The organism is Paenibacillus shunpengii, assembly GCF_042684905.1.
Classification (GTDB): domain Bacteria; phylum Bacillota; class Bacilli; order Paenibacillales; family Paenibacillaceae; genus Paenibacillus; species Paenibacillus shunpengii.
The window spans coordinates 1-24941 of record NZ_JBHUMJ010000007.1 but is presented as its reverse complement, the minus strand read 5'-3'; the positions used below and the strand labels follow the sequence as shown (position 1 = coordinate 24941).

The following is a 24941-nucleotide window of genomic DNA, read 5'->3' as shown; positions in this document are numbered from 1 at the left end:
TTCTTGCATCAAGAAAATTCAGTATTAGGAGGAACGCTCTATGGCGTACAAAGATTTAAGGGAATTTCTTAGTTTGCTAGAATCGGAAAATCAGCTTATCCGAATTAAAGAACCGGTGATGCCTGAACCTGACTTGAGCGCAATTGGCCGCTCTGCAACTAGTTTGGAAAGTGCACCGGCAGTTATTGTTGAGAACGTTAAAGGTTATAAAACTCCAGTAGTACTTAATGTGCACGGTTCTTGGCAAAACCACGCTTTAATGCTTAATCTGCCAAAAGATACTCCTGTTAAAGAACAGTTTTTTGAACTGGAAAAAACATGGGATCGATACCCAATCAAGCCAGTCTGGGTTGATCGAAAAGACGCTCCGGTCAAAGAAGTGATTATTGAAGATGATATTGATCTATTTGAAGTGTTGCCTTTATACCGCATTAACGAATTCGATGCTGGCTTTTACCTGTCAAAAGCACTCATCGTTAGTAAGGACCCTAATAAACCGGATAGTTATGAAGAACAGAACGCAGGCACATACCGCGTTCAAGTAAAAGGTAAGGACAAACTTGGCATACAGCCTCTTCCATTCCATGACATGGCCGTTCACCTAAGACATGCTGAGGAAAATAATGAGCCGCTGCCTATTGCTATTTGCCTTGGAAATGACCCTGTTTTAAATCTAATGGCAAGTACACCAATTGAATATGCTCAATCAGAATATGATTTTGCCGGTGCTTTAAAAGGCGAACCGATAGAACTTACGAAAAGCGAGTTAGGTGGATTAGACATTCCTGCACGCAGTGAAATCGTGTTAGAAGGGTATGTGCTTCCACGTGAGAGAGAAATTGAAGGACCATTTGGTGAATTCCCAGGTAGTTATTCAGGCTCTCGTCAACAACCCGTTGTCAAAATCACTAAAATAACCCACCGTCAAAATCCTATTTTTGAGAACTTGTATTTGGGTATGCCTTGGACGGAAGTGGATTATCTAGTAGCTTTAAATACAAGCTTACCGATATACAAGCAATTAAAACGTGATTTCCCGGAAGTTCAAGCCGTAAATGCCATGTATACTCACGGAATTGGCGTTATTGTCTCTACAAAATCACGTTTCGGTGGATATGGTAAAGCCGTAGCAATGAGATTGTTATCTACACCACATGGTATGCCGTACTCGAAAATTGTAATTGTCGTAGATGAATTCGTTGATCCGTTTAACCTAGAACAAGTGATGTGGGCATTGACAACTCGTGTTCGTCCCGATAAAGACGTATTTAAAATTCCATTTGCTCCAGGAATGCCTTTAGACCCTTCCTCTGAACCAGCTGGAATGCATACGAAGCTAGTTATCGATGCGACCACTCCTGTTGCCCCAGATTTCGCACGAGATACGGAACTGTTAGCCACTCCAGTGAAAACTGATGAATGGACAGAACTACTTCGAGAAATTGCGAAACAGCAGCGCAGCTAAATATTACAAATCATAGCATACTTTAGATTTATACTTACTTAGGAGGAAATGACATGAAATGCCCAAGATGCGAATCTGAAACAGTTAGTCTATTAAAAAAGGCTCCTCTAGATAATGCCTGGGAGATATACATTTGTGGTACATGTACACTTTCATGGAGAAATACGGAGCCTGACAATATAACTGATCCTGCAAAATATGATAAAAGATTTAAGATTGATCCAGCTAACATTGTGAAGTTGGATCAAATTCCACCGATTCCAGAACTTAAAAAATAATATACAACAATAATTCATAGGGTGGCAGCATCCTATGAATTACCCATTTCTCGTTTATATTAAATGTGCTTCCATAGCTTAGTCACGAAATAGCTAAATAATATCCAGATTATTAGTTACAGTAATAAACTTATCCTTATACTCACAGTTCTTTATGAAGTGAGGGAGTTTTTCAAGATTATATTTCGTATTCCACTCTAATAGGTTTCTGATATCCTCTAAAGTCTCTCGCTTTCCACTCTTGTCAGTTCCTGAAGCACGGTCTTCATAACGTTTCCATATTCTCGTTTCTTGGAGAGACAAAGGAGGCTTCAAGACAACAATCTTATCAGCAGCAGAAAGACTTGGTTCTATCCATGCTCTGTATACACCTTCTATAATCCATGCCTCTTGGCTTACATATTCTTCAAGTTTCTGATCTCGTTGTTTCTCCGAAGCTTTCACCCCATAAACTCCCGCTTCATTGTCCTAAAATTTATCATCTAAATCATAATGTGGGATATTGAGTCTTTGACTCAACAACTCTGCTATGTAGGACTTACCACTTCCTGCTCCTCCAATGATATGGATTTTAATAATTTCCACCTCCGTCCTTCAAAATTCTAAACATAATTATACACCAACATAATTAAACTAACCTGCCCGTTAAGTTAATGAAAAATCTGTAAAGTTTAATTAGATATCTATCTAATCGGAAATCGGACTATGTTCATGTCCATTCCAGTAAACGGTACAAGTTATTGTCCCTCGACAAAAGTCGTCTTTCGTTTTAATTTACATATCATATACTGTATATTGTGTTAAGTTTAATCTGGAGGTGTGACATGTTCATATATTGGGTTATTGGCTTAGGGGTTATCAGTTCCTTAATTCTAAATTGGTCATTCAAAAAATTTTTGAATATAAAACCAACATTTACGGATACCATGATCCTAACCCTATTTTTACTTGGAGTTGGATATCTCTTTGAGGTTTTATTTAAATACCAATCAGACCCTTTTGTTGCTCTCATGACTATTATCACTTCACTTATACTTGTATTCCGTCGTTATAATGAAATAAAGAAAATCATTGTTAAATCAATCTACAAAGCCAGACCTTCTAACAACAAGGTGCTATTTGTTTTCCTTAAAATACATCCTTATTTTTGTGAGGTGCAACAATGTTTCTTTATTGGTTGTTAGGCCTAGGAACTTTAAGTTGGCTAGTTCTAAGATGGTACTTCAAAAGAACACCTTTGTTTGCCGATGTAGTTATATTAACTCTAATACTTCTTGCCGCTTCTTCATTAATTCAAGACATAATCAGAAGGCAAGATATGTTTCAATCTTGGATGTTTATTATTGCTTCAGTATTTTTAGGAATTAGTCGATACCAACATTATAACAGCAACATTAAGGAATAAAGACCTCATAAGAGGTTTTTTTATTTTATTAGCCTGCCCGTAGCTAGCTTAGCTTAATGAGCAAGGAGCAGCTGCCAATCGGCAAATTGCCCCATGCAATTTGATCTAACGTTTCCCGTTAACGTAATCAATGGTTTGGTTACTCACTCAATTTTGCCTTTTGAATTACATCAAAAATAAATGGATGCTTGGCATTGGTATAAGTAACTCTGTCATGATGATACTTTTTTGCAAGTTCTTTTCTCAATTGATTGTACTGCTTAAGTATTTCTGGATGAGTTCTTAGCAAGGGGTTCAATAAAGACTTCAACATCCTCTCCAACACGGAAATTGTTTCTGATCTTATTAAGATCCTTGATTTTCTTGATTAAACAACAAATGAGCTCAGACTAATCTGAGCTCATTTGTATGTTGGTTAAGAAGCTGCAAACAATATTCCCCAGTTACATACTTCTTTTATCAGTTACAGTAGTAGTTTTGTTCTCTTATATTAAAGTTGTGTTCTATTTGCATTGAACTTTCTGAATTTATAATAAAATCCGTCAAAACAGTAAGAAAGTTGTGTTTTAGATTTTTTAGAACACTTCAAACTAAGACTAAGGGAAAACTTTATATGCAGCCGTTTATTTCCTCTACAGTTACCTCTGAAGAATCGTATACACAGTAATTTGCATATTCAATATATATTATTTACACCAACAATAGGATTTCATCTTATTTCAACCGCCGTACGCTTGACATCGTACTGCTCGAAATTGGTAAAAGATAAGAATGACCGATTACCCATATTTTACATGCCGCATTTCACTAGCTTTTCTTCTAGTAGTCAGTGAGGAGATCAGTGAAGAATTTCTCTTCATTAGGAAACATATACGAGTTACTGTGTGCTAAAATTGAGGTTGGTGCATTTATATAGGTGAGGTAGATTGATTCTTTCATCTATGCAATAGACTTTCTTGGAGATAATAATTGACCGTATGAGTTCAACTATATTTTTTTAAGATTATCATGCGAACACGAAGCCGGGCTCCAAATAGAAACATAAAATATTGTCGAGGTCGATTTACCAATTAGAATGGGGAGTCGATATTTGTAGAAATAAAAATAATCATTCATGGTACTAAAGAAATACTTGGAGTATTTAAGTTGCCACTTAAGATCCATATACAAAACCTTCCATTTTTTGTATTTTTAGTTGCGTAAGAAAATTTATAGAAGGGAGATTTAGTTAAAACTATTCAGTATTACATAAGATGGAGGGTTACTATATTGCATTGTTTTAAAAAGACAACAGCTATGATATTAACTCTTTCGTTCACATTATTGTTATTCTTTCCAAATTTCGTATCAGCAAATTCATCTCAAGGTATTACATCACCTAATAATGATGTATCCATATCTAAAGAAAAAGCTTCACTTGAAGGAAGAGAATTGCTTTCAACTTCCGAGAAAGTTAGAATTCCTTTTACTGCAACAACTCATTTGAACGATGCAACTAAAAACGCTGATACTAAAGCTGTTGATGAAATTTCTGGATACGTTGATTTCTGGGTCCAGACATATAGTGGAAGATTAGTTGTTCCTTTTTTCGAAATAGGATTAGATGAACCTGACGATGCTTTTCTTTTAGGTTATGATTTTGAGGTTTATTACAGTGGAAATGAGTTTAATGGAGGAGATTATTGGGAAGATCTTTCAGGACCTATTCCTATATTAAGGCGAACATATGAGGGTCAAGGTTTGGGTAATATTTATACTCAAGCAGGCTCATTTTCTGCTACACTTACGGGTACAGTTGCTACAAGTGAAGGCCCTTCTATGGTCGTTTCTCCAAACAGAACCGTATACTTCAAATTTAGTATCTAACAAATTTGTAACGGCAACCTAGCTCTTAAGAGAGTTGTTGCCGTTATTACTTTAAGCTTGCCATCTAAAATAAGTACGAAAATGAAGGGATTTGTCTTTTCACACAAATTAGTAAATGAGGGGATTATGTTGAGTTTATATAAAGAATTTTCTGATAGAGATTACTTAGAAGCATGGAATAAAAATAAGATTAAAAAAGAAAGTAGAACTCGTTCTGAAATTGTAAATTTAGAAAATGAACCTTCCAAAACTCTGTCTTTGTTGGGCCTTTTTTTTATTGCTCCGTTCGTTCTTTCCTATAGTAATTCAGTTATAAGTATCCCTATTAGAACACAAATTGATTATGAAAGTATGGTCAATGAAATATCAGGGCATTTTAATATAGTAAATAAATTGACAAAGACTGATTCTAAAATTATTAATATAAATATCAAAAAATTGAGAGTTTCTTCAAGAGAATTATTTATAAAATCTATGTTAAATAATGAGGTCCCTAAATTTATAACTGATATTTATGGAGAAGATTATGAAGAGAAAAAGTTCACTAACTATCATCCAATTACTACAAAAAAATATGAGATTGATTTAGGCCAAGTAGAGAAATCTCCCGATGAAGAGTTTCTTCATATCTGGAGGTATATTTCTTCTACGTATCTGGCAGAAGAACCTTACTTTATGTTTACTCCTAATAACTGGGATGGTGGTGAAAACTTGAAGGATCGCTTAACTATAAAGAATCTTGCTAGCGTTTGCAACAAAATATGGGTTAATATAGATACAGCTACAAATAGAATAATCACTGTAGCTGTACGTTGAGATAAATCCTAAATACCACTGCTGTTACTCCACTTCCTTATAAGTACCAATGCGAGTTCGTTAATATTTCAATTATTCTCTTTTTTAATAAGGAAATGAACCTGCTGTCTAATTAAAGGTCTTCGCTAGCTGAACCAATATTATAGATATCAGGTAAACACTAACGTCTGGCTTCACCACATTCCTTTACCGGAAGTTCTCTGTTGAGAGATTCTGCTGTCGCTACTCCTCACTCAAACGCATCGGTTTTCGGCGCCCCCCCGTACTATGGCCTCTGAAGTGAAATTCAGTTCGCGTACCTTGGCACGTGTGTTGTAGCAGTTGCTACAAAAGCAATTACATACCCAATCACTCGAAATTTAAGCTGATTTTGACGAATAGATATCGCATAACAAGTGGAGTTGAATCTAAAATGGAAGCCTTAGCTCCCCAATAATCTCAATTTCAATGTATTCCTTTACCCCAATTAGCATCCCAGTTCTCATATTCAAACCCAAGTTTAGAAACTCTATTAACTAAAATTTCTCCGATACACTTAGTAATATTCATGAAACGCCTCCACTATAACGTGTTCCTATTCTAAGACTCCTTTTTTCTTTTTAGCTAAAGGCAGTATCCCATCAGGATAATAATCAGCGACAAAAAAATCTTCCACTTTGTCCATTATTTAAGGTTCTTCGTAGTTACTGTATTACTACGACGTGCTCTCACCATAATAATACATATTTCAAATATATTGATAGCATAGGCTTCACATATTACTTCAAGTAGTCAATAACTCAACTCCTGTCACGATTACGGATTTTTGCCGCAAGAAGGAGGATCCAAATGACAATTCTGCCCTATGGTGAGTCCATGGTTATTCCTCGATAATATTGTTATATTCCCATCGATCGAGGAGCTTTTATATTTTTTAGGAGTTCTTAATAGAATCTAGTTTATAGCCTAGATGTCAATTACTACTTTACCTTTTGAACCATATGTTCATCATTATTTGTTTCAATACAAGGCACCAACCTTGGTTAATTTTCCACTTGTATGATATCCATCTCTTTTAACTGATTATCATCAAAATTACTTAAGTAATCCGATGATACTAATTCGTAGTTGGTTAAACCAATTTTTTGAGCAATTAGATATGCTGGTGGGTTCGCAAGGTTTATTTTATTATCTTTAAAATCAAAGATTCCTTCAATGTCATCAATAGAATTACTTTGCTGCATAATTAATTCCTTTAATAATTCGAGATCAAACAGTCTCTTTTCAATAACTAGGGCATCTCCAAGTCTGCAGCATAATCAAATACAAGTTCATCTTTATTGTATATTTTAAACTCCCACATATGATCTTCTAGAAAGACGTTATGTAATAATATACCGGGATTAAACTCACTTATCTTATCGTCCAAATGTTTCACTCTATAATCAACTACAAATGTAACCCAACCATTATTTTCGCCGTATACGTATCCTGGTAATTCAGTTTCACGAAGAAGATTCAATGCCTTTTCTCGATAAAAAGTTTGTAGATGAAAACTATTAGTAAATCCACTCATTATTATATGCCCCTAAAATGATTTTTATAGCATATGTACTACTAAATCAGAACAAATATTCACCCAAAATATCAATCCCCCTCGTTCATTAAGAGAAATTCATCCTTAAAGATGTCTTTAATCTTTTCTACTAGAAGGGGCTGATAATTCGTCTTTTATTGTTACTACTTACTGATTATTGATTCTAGCTCATTCAATTCCTTCAACAGTTGAGCATGTAAACTCTTATTTTTGGGATCATTTTCATCTTCAAAATTCGTTGTACTTATAAAAGTTATATAAACACTAAATATTCTCTTTCGAATTAGTTCATTTTTCTTATCATAAGACTGCCATCTATGGAGCTAAGAATATATTTATAGGTTTGCTGCTGCTGATTCACTGAAATGGTACCTGATTGATCTGCAATCGAGATATCATCCCATGGATGGGGAAAACAAAGACCTGAGGTTTATTACCTCAGGACCGGTTTTACTTGTGGAAAGGGACGATAGTTCGGTAAACCTATAACTTATACACTTCTTCCCACACAACTCTACCATCACGATCAACTTCGTAATTTAATACAGTGGTTGCTTCAGATCTAGGAACAACCTGCCTCCCTTCATTATAGTAATAGCGCAATAATCTTACTCCTCCATGAATACAATTAGCCTCTGTTAAAATTTCTATTGAAGGATCTGCATCAACTATCCTGTTCTCATCATCATGTAATAGCTCATGTGCCACAACTTCGATTCCTGTTTGTTCCCGAAAGTCCCATTGAAGTTTTCGATATTCAGAATTGTCATATTCCCAAATTGATGGCGTTAACTGAACAAATATAGTTTCATTTGAAAGTTCTAACAATCTAAAGGCATTTTTAAAACTTAATATGGCTGACCGTGGAATGTATTTATAGTATGACTTACCAAACCACATCATCCAGTGAGCCCCAAACCATAAATCATTGTAAAAATGGGAATGCCCCGGAAGCTTTTCCGTATCCACTACCATTGTATTTTTAATTGTAGGATGTGGTATTATACTGATCCCTTCGAGGGATTTGTTTAGAATCGCATATTGATTAGGATCTGTGTTGTTTTGCCAAAAATAATCATCTATTGCACATACATACGCTACAGCACCAGAATAAACCGAAAATAAACGATTTATGTGATGTTCTAGTCTCTCCTTCACTTCCTCATAGATTCCCTGTTTTAATTGACCAGATATTGATGAGTAAAATAAAGATTTTTCAACAACTAAATCATTCATTTCTTCATCACAAAGCCTAATAAAAGATTGTGACTTCATAAGCTCTTTCGAAATGTGTTCTTCAATAAGATCATATTGATATCTAACATACTTCTTTCTTGTAATTACAGAGCCGCACATTTCTGAAGGCTGGAAAAATAGGAATTCTTCTAACCAGTGAAGCACATTGTCCTCTGTCATTTCTTGAGAGTCAATAATGATTTTGAAGAAAATCTTGTTGTTATCCATTCAATTAATACTCCTTTATTCTTATTATTATATTTGTACCTATCAATAAATCACGGAGGTTAATACTACTAACATAACCTTTAGGAACTATAATATCTAAAAATTTGTTCGAATTCGACACCAGCTTTTTATCTACGTATATTCTAGTATTTTGCAGTTCTTTCACATAAGAAATAAGATTATTCTGAAGTGCTGAAGCTGAATATAGTCGAGGATCTATAGTTTTAATGCTCACGACCTGTTTCCCTTTTTGAAAATCAATAACTGGAAAGTAGCCTCCATTCAAACTTCCTATTTGGAACCAATCATCATAATCTGTTTCAGCAAGGTATTGTTCGATAAACTCACCTCGTTGCGTTGGAGTCAGTTCACTCCAAACTGCATTAGAAGTAGCAGATTTAACACCTTCTTCTGCAACAACCTCTGCTAATGTTGTTGTGCTTCTTAATACTGGAGGCGGAAAAACGGTAATTGGACTTTTAGAGGGGCAATCAATTACGAATCGTTCTTTAGACAGAGTTTTTTACTTGTGTGGATCAAATCAACTTATTGATCAAACGGCTCAGGCTGCAGATAGACTTGGACTTTCCGTTGCCACATATTTTAATAGGAACATGGTTAATGAGCTTGAATTTAATACTGGCGAGATTCAATGTTTAACTAACTACCAAACCTTATTCAATGGGAAGAACACACGATTTAGAAGAGATATTGAAGGGATAATTTTTAATGACGCGCATGTCGCCTCTCACATTGTAAGGGAAAACTTCACTCTTCAAATTCCTGAATCTGAATTTCCTACAACTTACGCAACGTTAGTCGGGCAGGTCAGACAGTATTTTGAATCAATTCATAGAGGACCTGAATTCGATCAGGTAGTTACCTTTAAAGATGATCCAAGTGTACTCTTTATCCCTCTTTTTGTTTGGAGGCAAGTCGTAAACCGCGTTATTGAGTCTCTAACTAGTGAGAGTGTTACAACTAAAAGAGTATCAATGTTCGCTTGGGAACACTTACGAAATAATTTAGATCTATGTGTAGCATTTCTAAGTTCAGATGGAATTGAGATATCGCCTTTCTTACCACCAGTTAATACTTTACCTTTTATGTCTTCATCAGTGACGAAAGTGTTCTTATCCGCAACCATGCAAAACAAACCGGAATTTGTTCGTACTTTTGGCTTCTTGCCCGATGCATATATCGAACCTAAAACAAGCGCAGGAGAATCAGAGCGGCTTATAGTAACCCCATATGTTAATCCTGAACTAAAAAATAAAATGTTTGAATACATCATTTTTTTATCACAATACTTCAAGATACTTATTATTCCTAAAAGCGAGCCCAGAGCTAAACGTTGGCGTGAGCATGAAACAACTTTTTCTTCAGATGATTTTACGTTGAAAGTAGAAGAATTTAAAAAAGCACAGACTGGTATATTAGTAGCCCCTGCTAGATTCGAAGGGATGGATTTCCCTGGAGACACATGTAGATTTCTCGTTATTGATGGTCTTCCTTCTGGTACTGGTAATATGGAAAAATTCCTTTGGAACAATTTAGGGGAAAACAAATTTCTTCAAGGAACTGTTGCTTCTAGGTTGATTCAAGCAATGGGTAGGATTTCAAGAGGAAATGATGATTTTGGTGTCGTTTTTCTACTTGGAGATGACGTTGGCGATTGGATCACAAGAGGAAGCAATCGCAAAGTGATTCCTCCATATACTCGTGCTCAATTAGAACTTGGAGAGCAACTCACAAAGAGTATCTCTGACTATCAAAATTTGCACAAGTTAGTTATGTCCGTAGTATCTGTACCACGAGATCCTGGATGGACTTCTGTACACACAGCAAGAATACAACCTCATTCTGTTGCAAACGAAAAGCCTTTCGAAGATACTGTGGGTGAATTTGAAGAGCATAGTGTACAAGTTGCATTTGCCGAACGAAAGTTTATAGGACATCTATGGGATCGGGAATATCAACAAGCAGCACGAGCCTTGGAACAACATTTAGATTCTATTTTTAATCAAGACAAAGCACTTGCTGCATGGCATGCACACTGGATAGGTTATGCTTACTTATTAGGTGGCAATACCTCTGCAGCCGAGAGATACTTCAGTAGATCTTCTAATGCTTACCGAGTCCTAGGCCGAATTAATCCTGAATCAGTCACTATCTACGCCCCTCCTGTAATATTTGGCGATTCACAAGGAGAAAGAATCGCAAGTGTTCTCAGTGCGCGCGGCGACTTCAATTATGGATCATTTAGTGAAATGCAGGATCGTCTCTCTCCTCTTTTCACTGAAAAAAACACAACCAATCAATATGAAGAAGCTTTATCATGGCTTGGGAAATACTTGGGTTTTGCATCAAACAGACCTGATTCAGAAACAGGAGGACGCGGCCCGGATATATTTTGGACCTCTCCAGAAATTGATATATTAATTGAGAGTAAAGAAGAGAAAAAAGATACTTCCTTTTACTCCAAAAGAGATGTAGGACAAGCTTTAAATCACAGTGAATGGTATAAAGAAGAATTCCCGAACTCTGGCCGAAAATTCAAATTAATGATCGTCGGTCCTATTATACCGGCCCATCCAACAGCTAGTCCTGGAGAACAAATGCACATTTGGACACCATCAGAGATTTCAGCACTAGCTCATCGAATTTCTTCTTTATTGTTTGATGCCTATAAAGGAAGTGAAAGTGCTACTTACACTTCTACATTAAACAAAATGTTGGACGAAGCAGGAATGACATACCTAAAATTATTTGAACTATTACCTGAACGCCCTATACAGAAAACTCAATAGATCAAAGGCTCATTCCCCAATAAATAAGGGGATTAGCTGGGACTGATTACAAGTAGAGTTGGTTTGACATGTAGGTTCTTTCTTCTGAGATGGCTGAAAAAACGCCTAGCTAAGCAAGTAGTAATGTTTTCGAAGAATTACCTCCTTATATAGGAGGTAGAGCGCTACTTTATTTCCCTGTCTCATCCGTTATAAAGAGTATAAAAAAGGCAAGCACTCACATCGTGTGGTGCCTTGCTTTTTATATACTCTCACTTGATATTTTATAGAATATTTGCAAATCATGAGGCTCCGTAAAGAACTTTTAAATGATTCAAAACCAACCTAATCCACTCCTTTCAAACCTATTCAGGAACTAAATATTCCTTCCTATAAAAGAAAAACAGGGTAGCCTGAATATAAGTCTATCAGGCTACCCTCAAATTGTATAATGAAACAATCATGAATCGTTCCATAATTTTTTGTCCAGTACATTAATCATTAACAACTATAATTAACAATAGAACACAACTTTAATTCATATAGTACCTATTGGACACAACTTATTCTTTAAGTCACAACTATAATACTATATAGGACACAACTTTAATACGAAATATCATAGTTTTAATTTTTCTTAAAATAAATTATTCTACTGTTACACTCTTCGCCAGGTTACGTGGTTTATCCACATCAAGACCGAGGGCAAGAGATGCGTAGTATGCCAGAAGCTGGAGCGGCACTACGGAAAGTGCTGGTGTCAGGATCGGCAATGTTTTCGGAATTGCATATGCTTGGTCTACGGATTTAAGCAGGTTCGCAACATGCTCTTCATGCGTAATCACCATAACGTCTGCACCGCGTGCTTTTACTTCCTTGATGTTACTTACTGTTTTCTCAAGTACATCCTCCTGTGTTGCCAGGGCAATCACCGGAATACCGTCTTCGATCAATGCAAGCGTACCATGCTTCAGTTCACCTGCTGCATACGCCTCAGAGTGGATGTAAGAGATCTCTTTCAGCTTAAGGGAGCCTTCTTGAGCAACAGCATAATCTACGCCGCGGCCGATGAAGAACAGGTTCTTATGGCTAGAGATTTGCTCAGCATAATCCTTAATGGTCTCCGCTTGATCCAGCATTTTCTCCACTTGCTCAGGCAGAGATTGCATAGCAGCGATAATGCCTGCTACCGTCTCTTCTGTTTGTGTGCCACGCACTTGAGCGAGGTACAAGCTGAACAGTGCAAATGCAATCAGCTGAGAAGTATAAGCTTTCGTAGAAGCAACAGCAATCTCAGGACCTGCCAGTGTTGCAAGCACGTCGTTTGCATCACGAGCGATGGAGCTGCCCACCACGTTAGTGATCGCAAGTACATGCGCACCATTAGCTTGTGCTTCACGAAGCGCTGCAAGGGTATCTGCTGTTTCACCTGACTGGCTGACTACGATAACGAGTGTATCAGAGTTCACGATTGGTGAACGGTAACGATACTCGGAAGCAACGTCCGTCTCTACTGGAATGCGAGCCAGATGCTCAATCATGCTGCGGCCAACGAGACCTGCATGGTAAGCCGTACCACAAGCAATAATTTGGATGTTCTTAATATTTTTAATTTGCTCTTCCGTCATGTTCAGATCAGGAAGCAATACTTGTTTGTGATCTGCAGAAATCCGGCCCAGCATCGTTTCACGATAAGCTTTAGGCTGTTCGTAGATTTCTTTCAGCATGAAATGATCGAATCCGCCTTTTTCAGCTGTAACCGCATCCCAATCGACACGAATCATTTCCCGAGAAATAAAATTCCCCTCAATTGTCATCAGTTCGACAGAATCCTGTGTCAGGACTGCCATTTCACCGTCATTCAGGATGTACACGTTACGAGTGTATTCGAGAATAGCCGGAATATCGGAGCCAATAAAGTTCTCTCCTTCACCAAGACCGATAATCAGCGGACTTGCTTGACGAACAGCAACCAATTTATCTGGCTCATATTCTGTCAAAACGCCGAGTGCAAACGCACCACGCATGTATGTGATCGCTTTTTGAACAGCTTTCACGATATCACCATCGTACTCACGAGCAACCAGGTGAGAGATCACTTCAGTATCTGTCTCCGAAGTAAATACACAGCCTTGGCTGATCAGCTCATCCTTCAGCTCCAGATAGTTCTCTACAATCCCGTTATGAACTACAGAGAATTTGAGGCTGTTGTCTGTATGCGGGTGAGAGTTCTCATCTGATGGTTTACCGTGAGTTGCCCAACGTGTATGTCCAATTCCTGCGCTTCCTTGCAGCGGAGCCGTTTCCAGCTTAGCTTCAAGGTTCGCAAGACGACCGATAGATTTCGTAATTTGCAGACCTTCTGGAGTGAAAACGGCGATACCCGCAGAGTCATAACCACGGTATTCCAGTTTCTTCAGTCCTTCGATCAACACATTTTGCGTATTCTTTGTTCCAATATATCCAACGATTCCACACATAGGTAAAATTCCTCCGATTCGAATGTTTGAACATGACCGGGAGAAATGCACCATCAGCATGTAAATAGACATGAGTAAACAATAGTCTGATATGCGGGTGACAAACCCTTTACGGCAAGCTACATAGCACGAACCAGTGTGTTATTATACAACTGGCCAGCCAATAGGTGGCCTTGATATCGTATGAATGACTTCCGTCTTATCCTATGTCGATGTCACGATGACGCATATCATCACTCATGTAATGCTGAAGTATGCTCTCCTCGTGCACATTCTAATTTTGTATCACCTATCGATTCGTTGTAAAAACAGTCACCTGTTTCTTTTCCGTTCTCGATTTACGGTATGGTGGATTACCGGGAGGTCCCCGCCGAACAATCCGAACACCCCCACCTCGTCAACTTGACCATTGTCCATTGTTTTACATAACAATGGTTCCGTACACTGGAACAAGTTCTGGCGCTTGTAATGCTGTTGTAACCTCAACCCTCACTTTCTATGTCTGAATCACACAACTCATTATATGCATCTGATGTCAGTTTTGCAATGGAGCAATATACCTCCAAGCAAATTTCATCATAAATACCCAAAAAACAACCCCGTGAAACTAGACTCTAGTCACACGGGCTTATTTTAAGAGCAGGACAACCAGGTTACCCTGCCAGTTCCTTCTTAACTACACCCGCGATATGCTCAACGAACTGCTCAAGCTCTATACGGTCCGGTCCTTCTGCCATAACACGAATTAGAGATTCTGTCCCGGATGGTCTCACCAGTACACGTCCATTGTCACCCAGCTTGCTCTCGATCATAGCGATTGCTTCCTCAATAACCGAATTGCCTTCATACTTGCTCTTGTCTTCGACACGAACATTGACCAGCACTTGCGGATATTGCTTCATTAGACCTTTCAGCTCACTCAGCTTCTTGCCCGATTCTTTAAGCGTATTAATCAATTGAATCGCAGTCAGCATCCCGTCTCCCGTCGTATTGTAGTCCAGGAAAATAACATGGCCCGACTGTTCACCGCCAAGATTATAGCCCCCGCGGCGCATTTCTTCCATCACATAACGGTCACCAACCGCAGTCTTCGCTGTTTTGAGTCCTAATTTTTCAGTCGCTTTGTAGAAACCGATATTACTCATTACGGTGGACACAATCGTTCCATCATGAAGCTTGCCTGCACGGTTCATCGCATCGCCGCAAATGCACAGAATAAAGTCGCCATCCACTTCGGCTCCGGTCTCATCAATTGCAATCAACCGGTCTGCGTCGCCGTCAAATGCAAGACCTGCATCCGCACCATGGAGAATCACTTCTTCCTTGAGCTTCTCAGGGTGTGTCGAGCCACACTGCTCGTTGATGTTAAGTCCGTCAGGCTCAGCACCAATCGTAATGACTTCTGCTCCGAGATCAGCGAAAAGTTTTGGAGCCAGCTCATACGCAGCACCGTTAGCGCAATCCAGTACAATTTTTAATCCGTCAAAACGGGAAGATACCGTTGTTTTTAGATACTCCAGATAAGTAAACTTCGCTTCTTCGTCGACCGTAACCGTGCCCAGACCGCTGCCAATCGGACGAGGAAGGGTGTCTTCATATGCATCCATCAATTCCTCAATCTTATTCTCTGTCTCATCAGACAGCTTGAAGCCGTCACCGCCAAAGAATTTGATTCCATTGTCCTCCACCGGATTATGAGATGCAGAGATCATGACTCCTGCGTCTGCTTTAAGCGTGCGTGTCAGATACGCTACGCCTGGAGTCGAAACGACACCAAGACGAATAACATCCGCACCAATGGACAAGAGACCTGCAACGAGCGCTGATTCCAGCATAAGCCCTGAAATACGTGTATCCATCCCGATAACCACTTTCGGACGGTCTACTCCTCCAGCGAGTACATATCCTCCGCAACGTCCAATGCTATAGGCCATCTCAGCCGTTAATTCTTTATTAGCAACCCCTCTAACTCCATCAGTACCAAAATATTTCCCCATTCTCCTGAACTCCTTTTTGTCATATGTGAATAGTCAATTAGCAAGCTTGCTTTAGAATGATATCGATCTAATTCAATTTCGTGCATTTCATAATATTAATTAATAATGGCTGATACATTGTTACTGTAAAAATGGCAGTAAGCTCATGTTAAGGTGCTGGATTGGCTGCATCAGTATCTTCACCGGAATCACCCGGGTCACCGTTCCCTTCCTGGCTCGGATCTGACTCTTCTTCCTTGTCCTCCCCATTCGTTGTACCACTGTTCTCCTCTTCCTCTCCCGATCCTGCATCGGGTTCAGTTGGCGGAGCAGTCGTTTCGGTAGAGGTGTCTTTCACCTGAACCTCGATAGTGAGGTCAGCCGATGAATTCTTGACCGTTACGTAATCCGGTGCATTGACTTGCAAGGTCACTTCATGTGAGCCTTCTGCCAAATCACTCGCATCTGCAATTAGCTCTAGATCCGTCGCATCTATGTTATCCAGCATATTACTGGGTCCGGAAATGGTGATATCCTTCAAGCCGTCCCTTGGCCTCGTAACACTTGCTTCCAGACTGCCGCCCGGCTCCTTAACTACGATGGGGACATCCCGTATCACCTTTTCCGTATCCTGCACTTCATCGGATAATGCAACCGTCACTTCTAATTGCACGGAGCTCGGCTCGATTTTCTCAAAACCGGAGGGCGGCGTCAAGTCCACGTTAACTGTATGTGTCCCCGCCTCCGAAATCTGGCTAAGGTCCAAAGTCACTCCATTATAGTTCTCGACGCCTGCCAGCAGCTCCTGACTTCCATATAAAGTTACTTCATTTACATTCGGTTCCACTTGAGATAAGGTCAGACCATCCGGAAGACGTCCGGTGTAATGCACCTTAAATGGGACTTTGGTAAACTGCTCCGTAATCGGCACTTCTACAGCCACCGACTCAGGCTCTATGACAGCTCCTTCAATTTCATTCCCATCGAGATCGAAGGCTTTGAGACGCACTCTCTTCTCACTTACTGTATCCGTTGCTCCTTCAATATCGATCGTTCCTTCGACTTTGCCTACGGCTGCCAGCTGGCTCTCAGGAAGAGTGACCTTAACCGGCTCCGCAGGTGTAACTACCGGATCTCCTGCCAAATATCCTGCGGCTGGCTCACCCGTAGGTACGATACTAACATCAAATGTATTTGTCCCCAGCTCTTCAACAGTTACCGTCACCGTAGAAGGCTCCATCTTAACGAACTCGACCCCGTTTGGCACCACATGACTTAGCGGTAAGGTGCTCGTTCCTGGACCCACATTGCTGAGATCCAGCCGAACTTTATATTCATCTGTAAAAACAGAAGTCAGTACCGAGCGTTGTCCTCTGACCTGCATCTCGACTTCTGTTGCATCGACAGACGTAAGGACATACTTCGATGAATCGATGCCATAAGGCTCAATGGTGATATTATCAATTACCCGAGGCTCAACAGATGCAGTTGTCGTCGGTGTAGGTGTAACATCGTTCGAATGAACCATAGCCCATAGCAGCAAACTGATAGCCAGCGCCAATATTTTGGTAAAATTGTTATTGTTGAACCATTTATCCATTACCCTGGCCCCCCTTCCGTTTCCAGATCGAGTGCCTCTTTTCTTTCAGTGTTGAAGAAGGACGAAGCTCTTCATGCAGTTTAGAGATCAAGGATTCCTCCTTAATATCCCTCACCACTTGTCCGTTAATCGCTAAGGATACCTGTCCTGTTTCCTCAGACACAACAATCGCTACTGCATCTGCTACTTCACTTACTCCTATCGCTGCACGGTGCCTCGTTCCCAGCTCCTTGCTGATAAAAGGGTTCTCTGACAAAGGCAAATAGCAAGCAGCAGCTGCAATCTGTTTTCCTTGTAAAATAACAGCCCCATCATGAAGCGGTGTGTTCGGAATAAAGATGTTAATCAGCAGCTCAGAGCTCAGAACTGAATTCATCTTGATCCCTGATTCCGTATATTCATTCAGTCCTGTTTCCCGTTCGAACACAATGAGTGCGCCAATCTTGCGACGAGAGCAATAATTCACAGCCTTAATAATTTCATTCGTAAAACGACTGAACTCCTCATCATCCGCCGTAATCCGGTTAAACCATTTGCCACGGCCCAATTGCTCGAGCGCACGACGAAGCTCCGGTTGGAAGATGATAAAGAGTGCCAGCACCCCGAATGTAAATAACTGATTCATGAGCCACTTCAGTGTGTAGAGATTAAACCAGGTACTGACTACCCACACGACAACGAGCAGAAGTATGCCCTTCAACAGCTGTACAGCGCGGGTCCCGCGAACAAGCAGCATAATGTGGTATATGATATAACCTACAATTAAAATATCTATAATATCCTTAATGGCTTCTTGCCATGTCAAATCCGCAAAATAGTTCATGCGATTGCCCCCGATATTCCCTAGTTGAGTAAATGTCCACATTCATATATCTGTAAGATAGATCGAACTAAGCTCTTCATGATCCTTTATGGTTTATAAGGGCTCTGGCATGATCATCGTTCATTCTTAAGAGTTAGTTATAGTATGTTCTTCATCATATCTAGGTTATAACGATAAAGTGCAAGTTGCAAGCGAGCTCGTTATTCCTTTCCCAATTATTATCATTATACCCTGAAAATATTAAAAAAAGAGCCCTCATAACAGAGGCTCTCTGGTCTTATAAAGGAATGTTCTACTATTGTTAGCATTTATTAGCGGTAAGCTACGACATTCATCACATCTGTTATCTTATACCAAATCCAGTCCAGCGCTTGATCTATACTCTTGATTTGTCCTGAGATATGAGCTGTAGAGGCCGTCATATAATGACCATCAATAATCGTGAGGTTACCCTCCACATTACCGTATACTTTTGCAGTCCCATTCTCGACCGTCAAATTCCCTGTAATCGACTTGCCCTCAGGTACAATGACATCGTTCCCTTCGATCACTATCTGATCTAGATCATCTCCACTGACAATCAACTGGTTACTCTGGTCCCAAAAGCTGATCGTACTGGAAAACATCACGATTACAAAAATGGCTGCAGCAGTTAGGGCCGGGTGTCTTTTGACCCACTTCAGCCATGGCTGCTGTTTCTTTGGTTCTGGTACAGCACTCATGATCCGATCAGTCAGCTCATCTGAAGCAGACGGTGAATAATGTCTCATTGCGTATAGCAGCATATCCGTCTGTTCCAACTCTTTAAACCGCATGCGGCAGTCGGGACATATCGACAGGTGACTCTCGAGCCCGCTCTTTTGGGACAACGATAGTTCATCATCTAAATATTCATGCATTAAAGAGGTGCTTTCCTTGCAGTCCATATGAGCATATCCTTTCCTCTAGATCTTTGAAGTCTTATTTGCCGTATGATTTATACAGACATAAGACTTGCTTCCATTAAATACGAAGCACATCTAAGAACGTTTCAATAATTTATGCAGCATTTTTAAAAAAGGAGCCGGATCAATTTCACGCTTGAACCGCTACAATTTAAATTCTAGCTTTTTACGCAAAAATTCACGGCCTCTATGTACTCTTGTCTTAATGGTTGTGACAGGCATCCCTAATACATCACTGATCTCCTGTAGAGATAGATCCTGTAAATAACGAAGCACCATGATCGACTTGTACTTTGCAGGCAGCGTTTCAATTGCATCACGAATAATTCGCTGCGTCTCAGACAACAGCGCTTCACTCTCAGGGGTCCGGTTATCGCTTGGAATCATGGCATACCCATCAGTCCCCTCCTGATCTCCAAGCTCGGCATCGAGCGAGTAGGAAGGCTTCTTTCTCCGGAGTCTATCGATACATAAATTCGTTGCAATTCGATAGATCCAAGTTGAAAATTTCTGCTCTGGATCATATTTCTCCATATTCCGGTATACTCTCAAAAAAGTTTCCTGCACAATATCTTCTGCCTCATGTCTATTGTTCAGCATCCGATAAGCCAAATGAAACAATTTATCTTTATACAATTCCACAAGCTCAGCGAAAGCCCGTTGATCACCCTTAAGTATTAGATTGACCAACCTATTCTCCAAATTATCCACCATATATTCCCCCAGACTGGCTGATGGGTCTTTCGTACCGCTCGTATCCCAAAAAATACATCATTCAAATCGTAATTCATGTGCAGTTAAAAATCAATCATTTACACTATCAATTGTCAAAAAAAAATCGGGAACTCTCCTACTTAAGATAAGAGAGCTCCCGAAGATCGAACCCAGTTCAATATTTAAATGGTTATAATCAACCTGTGTTCCGCATCCCTGAAGCAATGCCGTTAATCGTAAGCAGCACTTCCCGAAGCAATTCAGAGTCGTCTCCGTTTTGTTCACGCAATGCACGAAGCTCAGTCAGCAACTGCACTTGCAAGTAACTTAGCGGATCAACATACGGATTACGTAATCGAATGGATTCTTGAATTACAGGAACATTATCCAGAATATCCTGCTGCCCTGTAATTTTTAGAAGCAGATCCTTTGTTAGTTCATATTCTTCTAAAATTTTTCCTTTGACACGAGCACGAATCTCATCGTCCTGTACCATAGAAGTGTACTGCTTCGAGATGTTCATGTCTGCCTTGCCTACCGCCATCTGTACAGTATCAATCAATGTACGGAAGAACGGGTAGTTCTTATACATATCCTGAAGCACCTTCAGATTCTCCTCTTTGCCCTGATAGAAGCTCTGTAGGCCTGTACCAGCCGCGTACCATGCAGGGAAGAGATAACGGCTCTGTGTCCAAGCAAACACCCAAGGAATGGCACGTAAGTCCTCAAAACGATTGCTGTTCTTCCGCTTAGAAGGTCGGGATCCAATATTCAGCTCACCAACCTCAGGCAGCGGCGTAGATTCTTTGAAGAAATTGAAGAAGTCAGGATCATTAAATACTAGATCTTGGTACTTCTTCAGAGAAGCCTCTGAGATGGATACGATAATTTTCTTCCAAGCCTCTTCTTCAACCGGTGTCTCCACACTCGCAACCATAGCACTCGTCAGAAGAGCCGATGTTGCCTGTTCAAGACTTCGATAAGCGATCCCTTGCAGGGAATAACGGGAGGAGAGTACTTCTCCTTGTTCCGTAATCTTGATGCCTCCACCAATCGTATGAGGCGGCTGTGCCATAATACTGCGGTTTAGCGGCATACCGCCGCGACCAAGCGCTCCTCCACGTCCGTGGAAGAACTTGAGTTTTATATTGTACTTCTGGCTTACTGCCGTAATTTCATTCATGGCTACGAGCAGCTCCCAGTTTGCTGTAACAACTCCACCGTCTTTGTTGCTATCCGAGTAACCCAGCATGATCTCCTGCAGATCCTCCATCGCAGATACACAATTGCGATATACCGGTAATTCGAATAAGCGTTTCATGATCGCTGGTGCTGCATGCAAATCTTCAATGGTCTCGAATAGTGGCACAGATTGAATGGTACAAATCACATTACCATCTGGTTCTCTGCGGTAGAGACCTACTTCTTTGGCAAAGACCATTACTTCGAGCAGATCACTAGCACCTCGGGTCATACTGATCAGATAGCTGTTAATGCAGTTTCTGCCGTATTCCTTCTGAGCTCTGTAGATCGTACGATATACTTCAAGACATTCCTGTGTGCTCTCGCTGTAGCTGAAATGCGAAGAAGTTAATGGTCGTGGATCGCTCAACAAGCCGGCTAGCAAATCGATCTTCTCTTCCTCAGACAGAGCAGAATAATCATCTACAATGTTCATATGAGCCAAGATTTCCTTCATAGCATTCTCATGCTCTTGGCTGTGCTGACGAACATCTAAAGTCGCGGTATGGAAGCCGAACAGCTCCACTTGGCGAATAATCTTTTTAACATAAGTGTCTGCGACATAATCCGCATAATGATATCTCAAGCTGCGGTCAATTAGCTTCAGGTCGTTAATCAATTCCTCCGGTGAAGCGTAACGGTCTGACTGGCCGACTTTGTTGTCATCAAGCACATTATTCAGCTTGGAAAGCATGTAGGCGATTTTAATGCGATAAGGTTCCTTCTCATTCCGCCAAATATCCGCTTTCTTCAGAACAACCTTCTGACGATCCTCTTCAATAGAAGACATGAGCTCTTCAGAAACTGTAACGATATTTGTGCTGAAACTCAGTTTACCCATTAATTCAATCAAGATACGCTGATATTCACGCAGAGCAAGCTTACGCTGCATTTTAAGGGTCTCCCAGGTCACGTCAGCCGTTACTGATGGATTCCCATCCCGGTCTCCACCAATCCAGGAGCCAAAACGTAAATAAGTAGGCACATGCCAGCGATGTTCTGGATAATACTTTTCTAAGCAGCGCTCCAGCTCTTCATAAACATCCGGCAATACATGGAACAGCGTTTCATGGAAATAGTACATTCCATTTCTTACCTCATCAAGCACGGTAGGCTTGCGATCACGCAGTTCGTCTGTTTGCCAGAGCGTTATGACCTCGTTCAGCAGCTTCTCACGCAGCTGTTCACGTTCACGATGCGTAAGCGTTGGATTATCCAAGAGCATAACATCCTCAGATATACGTTTATGTATATCAAGAATAACTCGACGAGATGCTTCGGTTGGATGCGCGGTCATGACTAGCTCCAGGGACATAGTTTCCAAGATGCTCTGTACCTCGGTGTAGCCAAAGCCTTTATCCTTCAATGTTTGTACAGCCTTTTCAATAGAACCCGGTTGTACAGCCTCACCCGCAGAACGCTCGTAATCTCTCTTACGGCGGATCCGATGATTCTGCTCTGCGATGTTCACCAATTGAAAGTAAATCGCAAAAGCACGAATAACTTGATGACGTCGATCCGAATCAAGCCCCTGAATCATGCTCATAAACTCCTGGAACAATTCAGGTGTATTCTCAGCACGTAAAGCCTTGCTCGTCTCGCGAATCTTCTCAACAACGTTCAGGAGTTCGTTCCCTCCTTGATGTACCAGAACCTCACCAAGTATATTACCTAGAAACCTCACATCCCGACGCAACAAATTATTTGAATTGTTTTTGTTTGCGGTTGCCATAAGTTCTGTCATGCATATCCTCCTATCTCCAGCTGAATACAAAGTTAATCGTCCGTCATAATTGACACCTTCATAACATGATACAATAAAAATCAGGTAAAATCTTTAGTTTTGTGATAGAAAATACAGGTTTTTTGACAATTTTCGAATAAAATATTCAGTTATACTTCGTATTTCTACACCTTTGTCATCACATCAACGCGCCTTGAGAAGAGATCCATTCCGATTCTAATTATAGATAATTTTTACAACAAGTGCATATGAAAAATAGACCTCGTGCGTGACCCGACGGGGAGTAAATATACAAAAAAAAGCCCATCCATAAGATCAGGCTTTACAATAAGTATAATGAAGCGGGTGATGGGAATCGAACCCACGCTACCAGCTTGGAAGGCTGGAGTTCTACCATTGAACTACACCCGCAAATACGATCGGGATGACACGATTTGAACATGCGACCCCCTGGTCCCAAACCAGGTGCTCTACCAAGCTGAGCTACATCCCGACAGTAAATGGCGCGCCCTGAGAGATTCGAACTCCCGACCTTTTGATTCGTAGTCAAACGCTCTATCCAGCTGAGCTAAGGGCGCAAAATATGGAGCGGACGACGGGAATCGAACCCGCGACCCTCGCCTTGGCAAGGCGATGCTCTACCGCTGAGCCACGTCCGCAAAAAATCAATGCGCGTGAAGGGACTCGAACCCCCACGTCAAGGACGCTAGATCCTAAGTCTAGTGCGTCTGCCAATTCCGCCACACGCGCATATGATTAACTGGTGAGCCATGAAGGACTCGAACCTTCGACACCCTGATTAAAAGTCAGGTGCTCTACCAACTGAGCTAATGGCTCATATAAATGGCTGGGGATATAGGATTCGAACCTATGCGTGACGGAGTCAAAGTCCGTTGCCTTACCGCTTGGCTAATCCCCAACATTTTTATATGATGAGTATTATCTTCATATATAGTGTATCCAATATTTACAAAATAAATAATGGTGGAGACTGAGGGGATCGAACCCCCGACCCTCTGCTTGTAAGGCAGATGCTCTCCCAGCTGAGCTAAGTCTCCATATAAAGTGACCCGTAGGGGATTCGAACCCCTGTTACCTCCGTGAAAGGGAGGTGTCTTAACCCCTTGACCAACGGGCCTTGCAATATCTAAGCTCTCAACCGGGATCGAACCGGTGACCTCATCCTTACCATGGATGCACTCTACCTACTGAGCTATGAGAGCATATGGCTCCCCGAACAGGACTCGAACCTGTGACAACTCGATTAACAGTCGAGTGCTCTACCAACTGAGCTATCAGGGAATATTAACTAGTAGTCAACACATCTCTCAGTATAATACTGAGTAAGGATGTTTGCTTGGCGGCGTCCTACTCTCCCAGGACCCTGCGGTCCAAGTACCATCGGCGCTGGAGGGCTTAACGGTCGTGTTCGGGATGGGTACGTGTGGAACCCCTCCGCTATCGCCACCAAACATGATTTTTGCGCTGTGATATCTTCGGCGAATCATCACCAGCAAAATATCAATCCATAAAAAGGACATGCAGCTTCAAATCTTTACAAGGAATTTACTCCCTGAAAACTAGATACGAAACAATGTGCGATTTACTGCTTCCCCGGTGTTCTCGGGGTCCCCGCAAAGTATTCGGAATTCACTCCGGAAGCATTTGCTTCACTTTGTGGGGTATCTTTTGGATAAGCCCTCGACCGATTAGTACTGGTCAGCTCCATGCATTGCTGCACTTCCACCCCCAGCCTATC

17 protein-coding genes, 11 tRNA genes and 1 rRNA gene are annotated in these 24941 nt (G+C 40.7%); 5 read left to right on the top strand and 24 right to left on the bottom strand.

Features of this window, described 5'->3' with window-relative positions; all coding sequences use genetic code 11:
* Positions 1-40: 40 nt before the first annotated feature.
* On the top strand, positions 41-1465 hold the full coding sequence (locus tag ACFSVM_RS19480) for a non-oxidative hydroxyarylic acid decarboxylases subunit C (protein ID WP_076315307.1): 1425 nt from the start codon (positions 41-43) through the stop codon (positions 1463-1465).
* Between the two features lie 53 nt (positions 1466-1518).
* On the top strand, positions 1519-1743 hold the full coding sequence (locus ACFSVM_RS19475; RefSeq protein WP_076315306.1) for a non-oxidative hydroxyarylic acid decarboxylases subunit D: 225 nt from the start codon (positions 1519-1521) through the stop codon (positions 1741-1743).
* Between the two features lie 93 nt (positions 1744-1836).
* Here ACFSVM_RS19475 and ACFSVM_RS19470 read toward each other — a convergent pair whose 3' ends face one another.
* Together ACFSVM_RS19470 and ACFSVM_RS19465 are read right to left on the bottom strand one after the other, a co-directional pair.
* A complete protein-coding gene (locus tag ACFSVM_RS19470) occupies positions 1837-2187 on the bottom strand; it encodes a hypothetical protein (RefSeq protein WP_083656215.1) in 351 nt (116 codons plus the stop codon).
* 1100 nt (positions 2188-3287) lie between these two features.
* Entirely contained in the window at positions 3288-3461 is a 174-nt protein-coding gene (locus ACFSVM_RS19465) for a GrpB family protein (RefSeq protein WP_379263986.1), read from the bottom strand.
* A 956-nt stretch (positions 3462-4417) separates the two neighbouring features.
* On the opposite strand from ACFSVM_RS19465, the gene ACFSVM_RS19460 reads away from it, so the two are divergent.
* Complete coding sequence (locus ACFSVM_RS19460) at positions 4418-5014, top strand: hypothetical protein (RefSeq protein ID WP_379263984.1); 597 nt, start codon at positions 4418-4420, stop codon at positions 5012-5014.
* A gap of 126 nt (positions 5015-5140) precedes the next feature.
* A complete protein-coding gene (locus ACFSVM_RS19455; protein WP_379263982.1) occupies positions 5141-5830 on the top strand; it encodes a hypothetical protein in 690 nt (229 codons plus the stop codon).
* 1022 nt (positions 5831-6852) lie between these two features.
* Here the strand turns inward: ACFSVM_RS19455 and ACFSVM_RS19450 are convergent.
* From ACFSVM_RS19450 to ACFSVM_RS19440, 3 genes are all read right to left on the bottom strand, one after another.
* Positions 6853-7053 carry a hypothetical protein gene (locus tag ACFSVM_RS19450; RefSeq protein WP_379263980.1) on the bottom strand — a complete coding sequence of 67 codons (201 nt, stop codon included), beginning with the start codon at positions 7051-7053 and terminating at the stop codon, positions 6853-6855.
* Between the two features lie 47 nt (positions 7054-7100).
* Entirely contained in the window at positions 7101-7385 is a 285-nt protein-coding gene (locus tag ACFSVM_RS19445) for a hypothetical protein (RefSeq protein WP_379263978.1), read from the bottom strand.
* A gap of 504 nt (positions 7386-7889) precedes the next feature.
* Entirely contained in the window at positions 7890-8870 is a 981-nt protein-coding gene (locus tag ACFSVM_RS19440; protein ID WP_379263976.1) for a hypothetical protein, read from the bottom strand.
* Between the two features lie 614 nt (positions 8871-9484).
* On the opposite strand from ACFSVM_RS19440, the gene ACFSVM_RS19435 reads away from it, so the two are divergent.
* On the top strand, positions 9485-11680 hold the full coding sequence (locus tag ACFSVM_RS19435) for a tetratricopeptide repeat protein (protein WP_379263974.1): 2196 nt from the start codon (positions 9485-9487) through the stop codon (positions 11678-11680).
* A gap of 626 nt (positions 11681-12306) precedes the next feature.
* Here the strand turns inward: ACFSVM_RS19435 and glmS are convergent.
* The 19 genes from glmS to rrf form a co-directional block, all read right to left on the bottom strand.
* Positions 12307-14139, bottom strand: coding sequence for a glutamine--fructose-6-phosphate transaminase (isomerizing) (gene glmS, locus ACFSVM_RS19430; RefSeq protein ID WP_379263972.1), 1833 nt, complete (start codon positions 14137-14139; stop codon positions 12307-12309).
* Between the two features lie 653 nt (positions 14140-14792).
* Positions 14793-16136 (bottom strand): phosphoglucosamine mutase, encoded by a 1344-nt coding sequence (gene glmM / locus ACFSVM_RS19425; protein ID WP_379263970.1) that lies wholly within the window; start codon positions 16134-16136, stop codon positions 14793-14795.
* A 148-nt stretch (positions 16137-16284) separates the two neighbouring features.
* Positions 16285-17715: a CdaR family protein gene (locus ACFSVM_RS19420; RefSeq protein WP_090727496.1), complete on the bottom strand. Its 1431-nt coding sequence runs from the start codon at positions 17713-17715 to the stop codon at positions 16285-16287.
* Positions 17708-18538 (bottom strand): diadenylate cyclase CdaA, encoded by an 831-nt coding sequence (gene cdaA / locus ACFSVM_RS19415; protein ID WP_076315786.1) that lies wholly within the window; start codon positions 18536-18538, stop codon positions 17708-17710. The genes ACFSVM_RS19420 and cdaA overlap by 8 nt, the downstream gene beginning before the upstream one ends.
* A 311-nt stretch (positions 18539-18849) precedes the next feature.
* The gene (locus tag ACFSVM_RS19410; RefSeq protein WP_090727497.1) at positions 18850-19464 is read right to left on the bottom strand and encodes a zf-HC2 domain-containing protein; all 615 of its coding nucleotides are present in this window, start codon (positions 19462-19464) and stop codon (positions 18850-18852) included.
* Positions 19465-19626: 162 nt separating this feature from the next.
* Positions 19627-20193 (bottom strand): RNA polymerase sigma factor SigW, encoded by a 567-nt coding sequence (sigW, locus tag ACFSVM_RS19405; RefSeq protein WP_170862593.1) that lies wholly within the window; start codon positions 20191-20193, stop codon positions 19627-19629.
* 199 nt (positions 20194-20392) lie between these two features.
* Positions 20393-23182 carry a phosphoenolpyruvate carboxylase gene (gene ppc, locus ACFSVM_RS19400; RefSeq protein WP_076315783.1) on the bottom strand — a complete coding sequence of 930 codons (2790 nt, stop codon included), beginning with the start codon at positions 23180-23182 and terminating at the stop codon, positions 20393-20395.
* A gap of 340 nt (positions 23183-23522) precedes the next feature.
* Positions 23523-23593 (bottom strand) — tRNA-Gly (locus ACFSVM_RS19395).
* Between the two features lie 8 nt (positions 23594-23601).
* A tRNA-Pro gene (locus tag ACFSVM_RS19390) sits at positions 23602-23675 on the bottom strand.
* An 8-nt stretch (positions 23676-23683) separates the two neighbouring features.
* Positions 23684-23760: transfer RNA gene (locus tag ACFSVM_RS19385), tRNA-Arg, on the bottom strand.
* A gap of 6 nt (positions 23761-23766) precedes the next feature.
* Positions 23767-23841, bottom strand: a tRNA-Gly gene (locus tag ACFSVM_RS19380).
* Positions 23842-23851: 10 nt separating this feature from the next.
* Positions 23852-23932, bottom strand: a tRNA-Leu gene (locus tag ACFSVM_RS19375).
* An 11-nt stretch (positions 23933-23943) separates the two neighbouring features.
* Positions 23944-24019: transfer RNA gene (locus ACFSVM_RS19370), tRNA-Lys, on the bottom strand.
* Between the two features lie 7 nt (positions 24020-24026).
* A tRNA-Gln gene (locus ACFSVM_RS19365) sits at positions 24027-24101 on the bottom strand.
* Positions 24102-24164: 63 nt separating this feature from the next.
* Positions 24165-24240 (bottom strand) — tRNA-Val (locus tag ACFSVM_RS19360).
* 8 nt (positions 24241-24248) lie between these two features.
* Positions 24249-24320 (bottom strand) — tRNA-Glu (locus tag ACFSVM_RS19355).
* 12 nt (positions 24321-24332) lie between these two features.
* Positions 24333-24405 (bottom strand) — tRNA-Thr (locus ACFSVM_RS19350).
* A gap of 3 nt (positions 24406-24408) precedes the next feature.
* Positions 24409-24484 (bottom strand) — tRNA-Asn (locus ACFSVM_RS19345).
* Positions 24485-24537: 53 nt separating this feature from the next.
* Positions 24538-24654 (bottom strand): 5S ribosomal RNA (gene rrf, locus ACFSVM_RS19340).
* Positions 24655-24941: the final 287 nt, after the last annotated feature.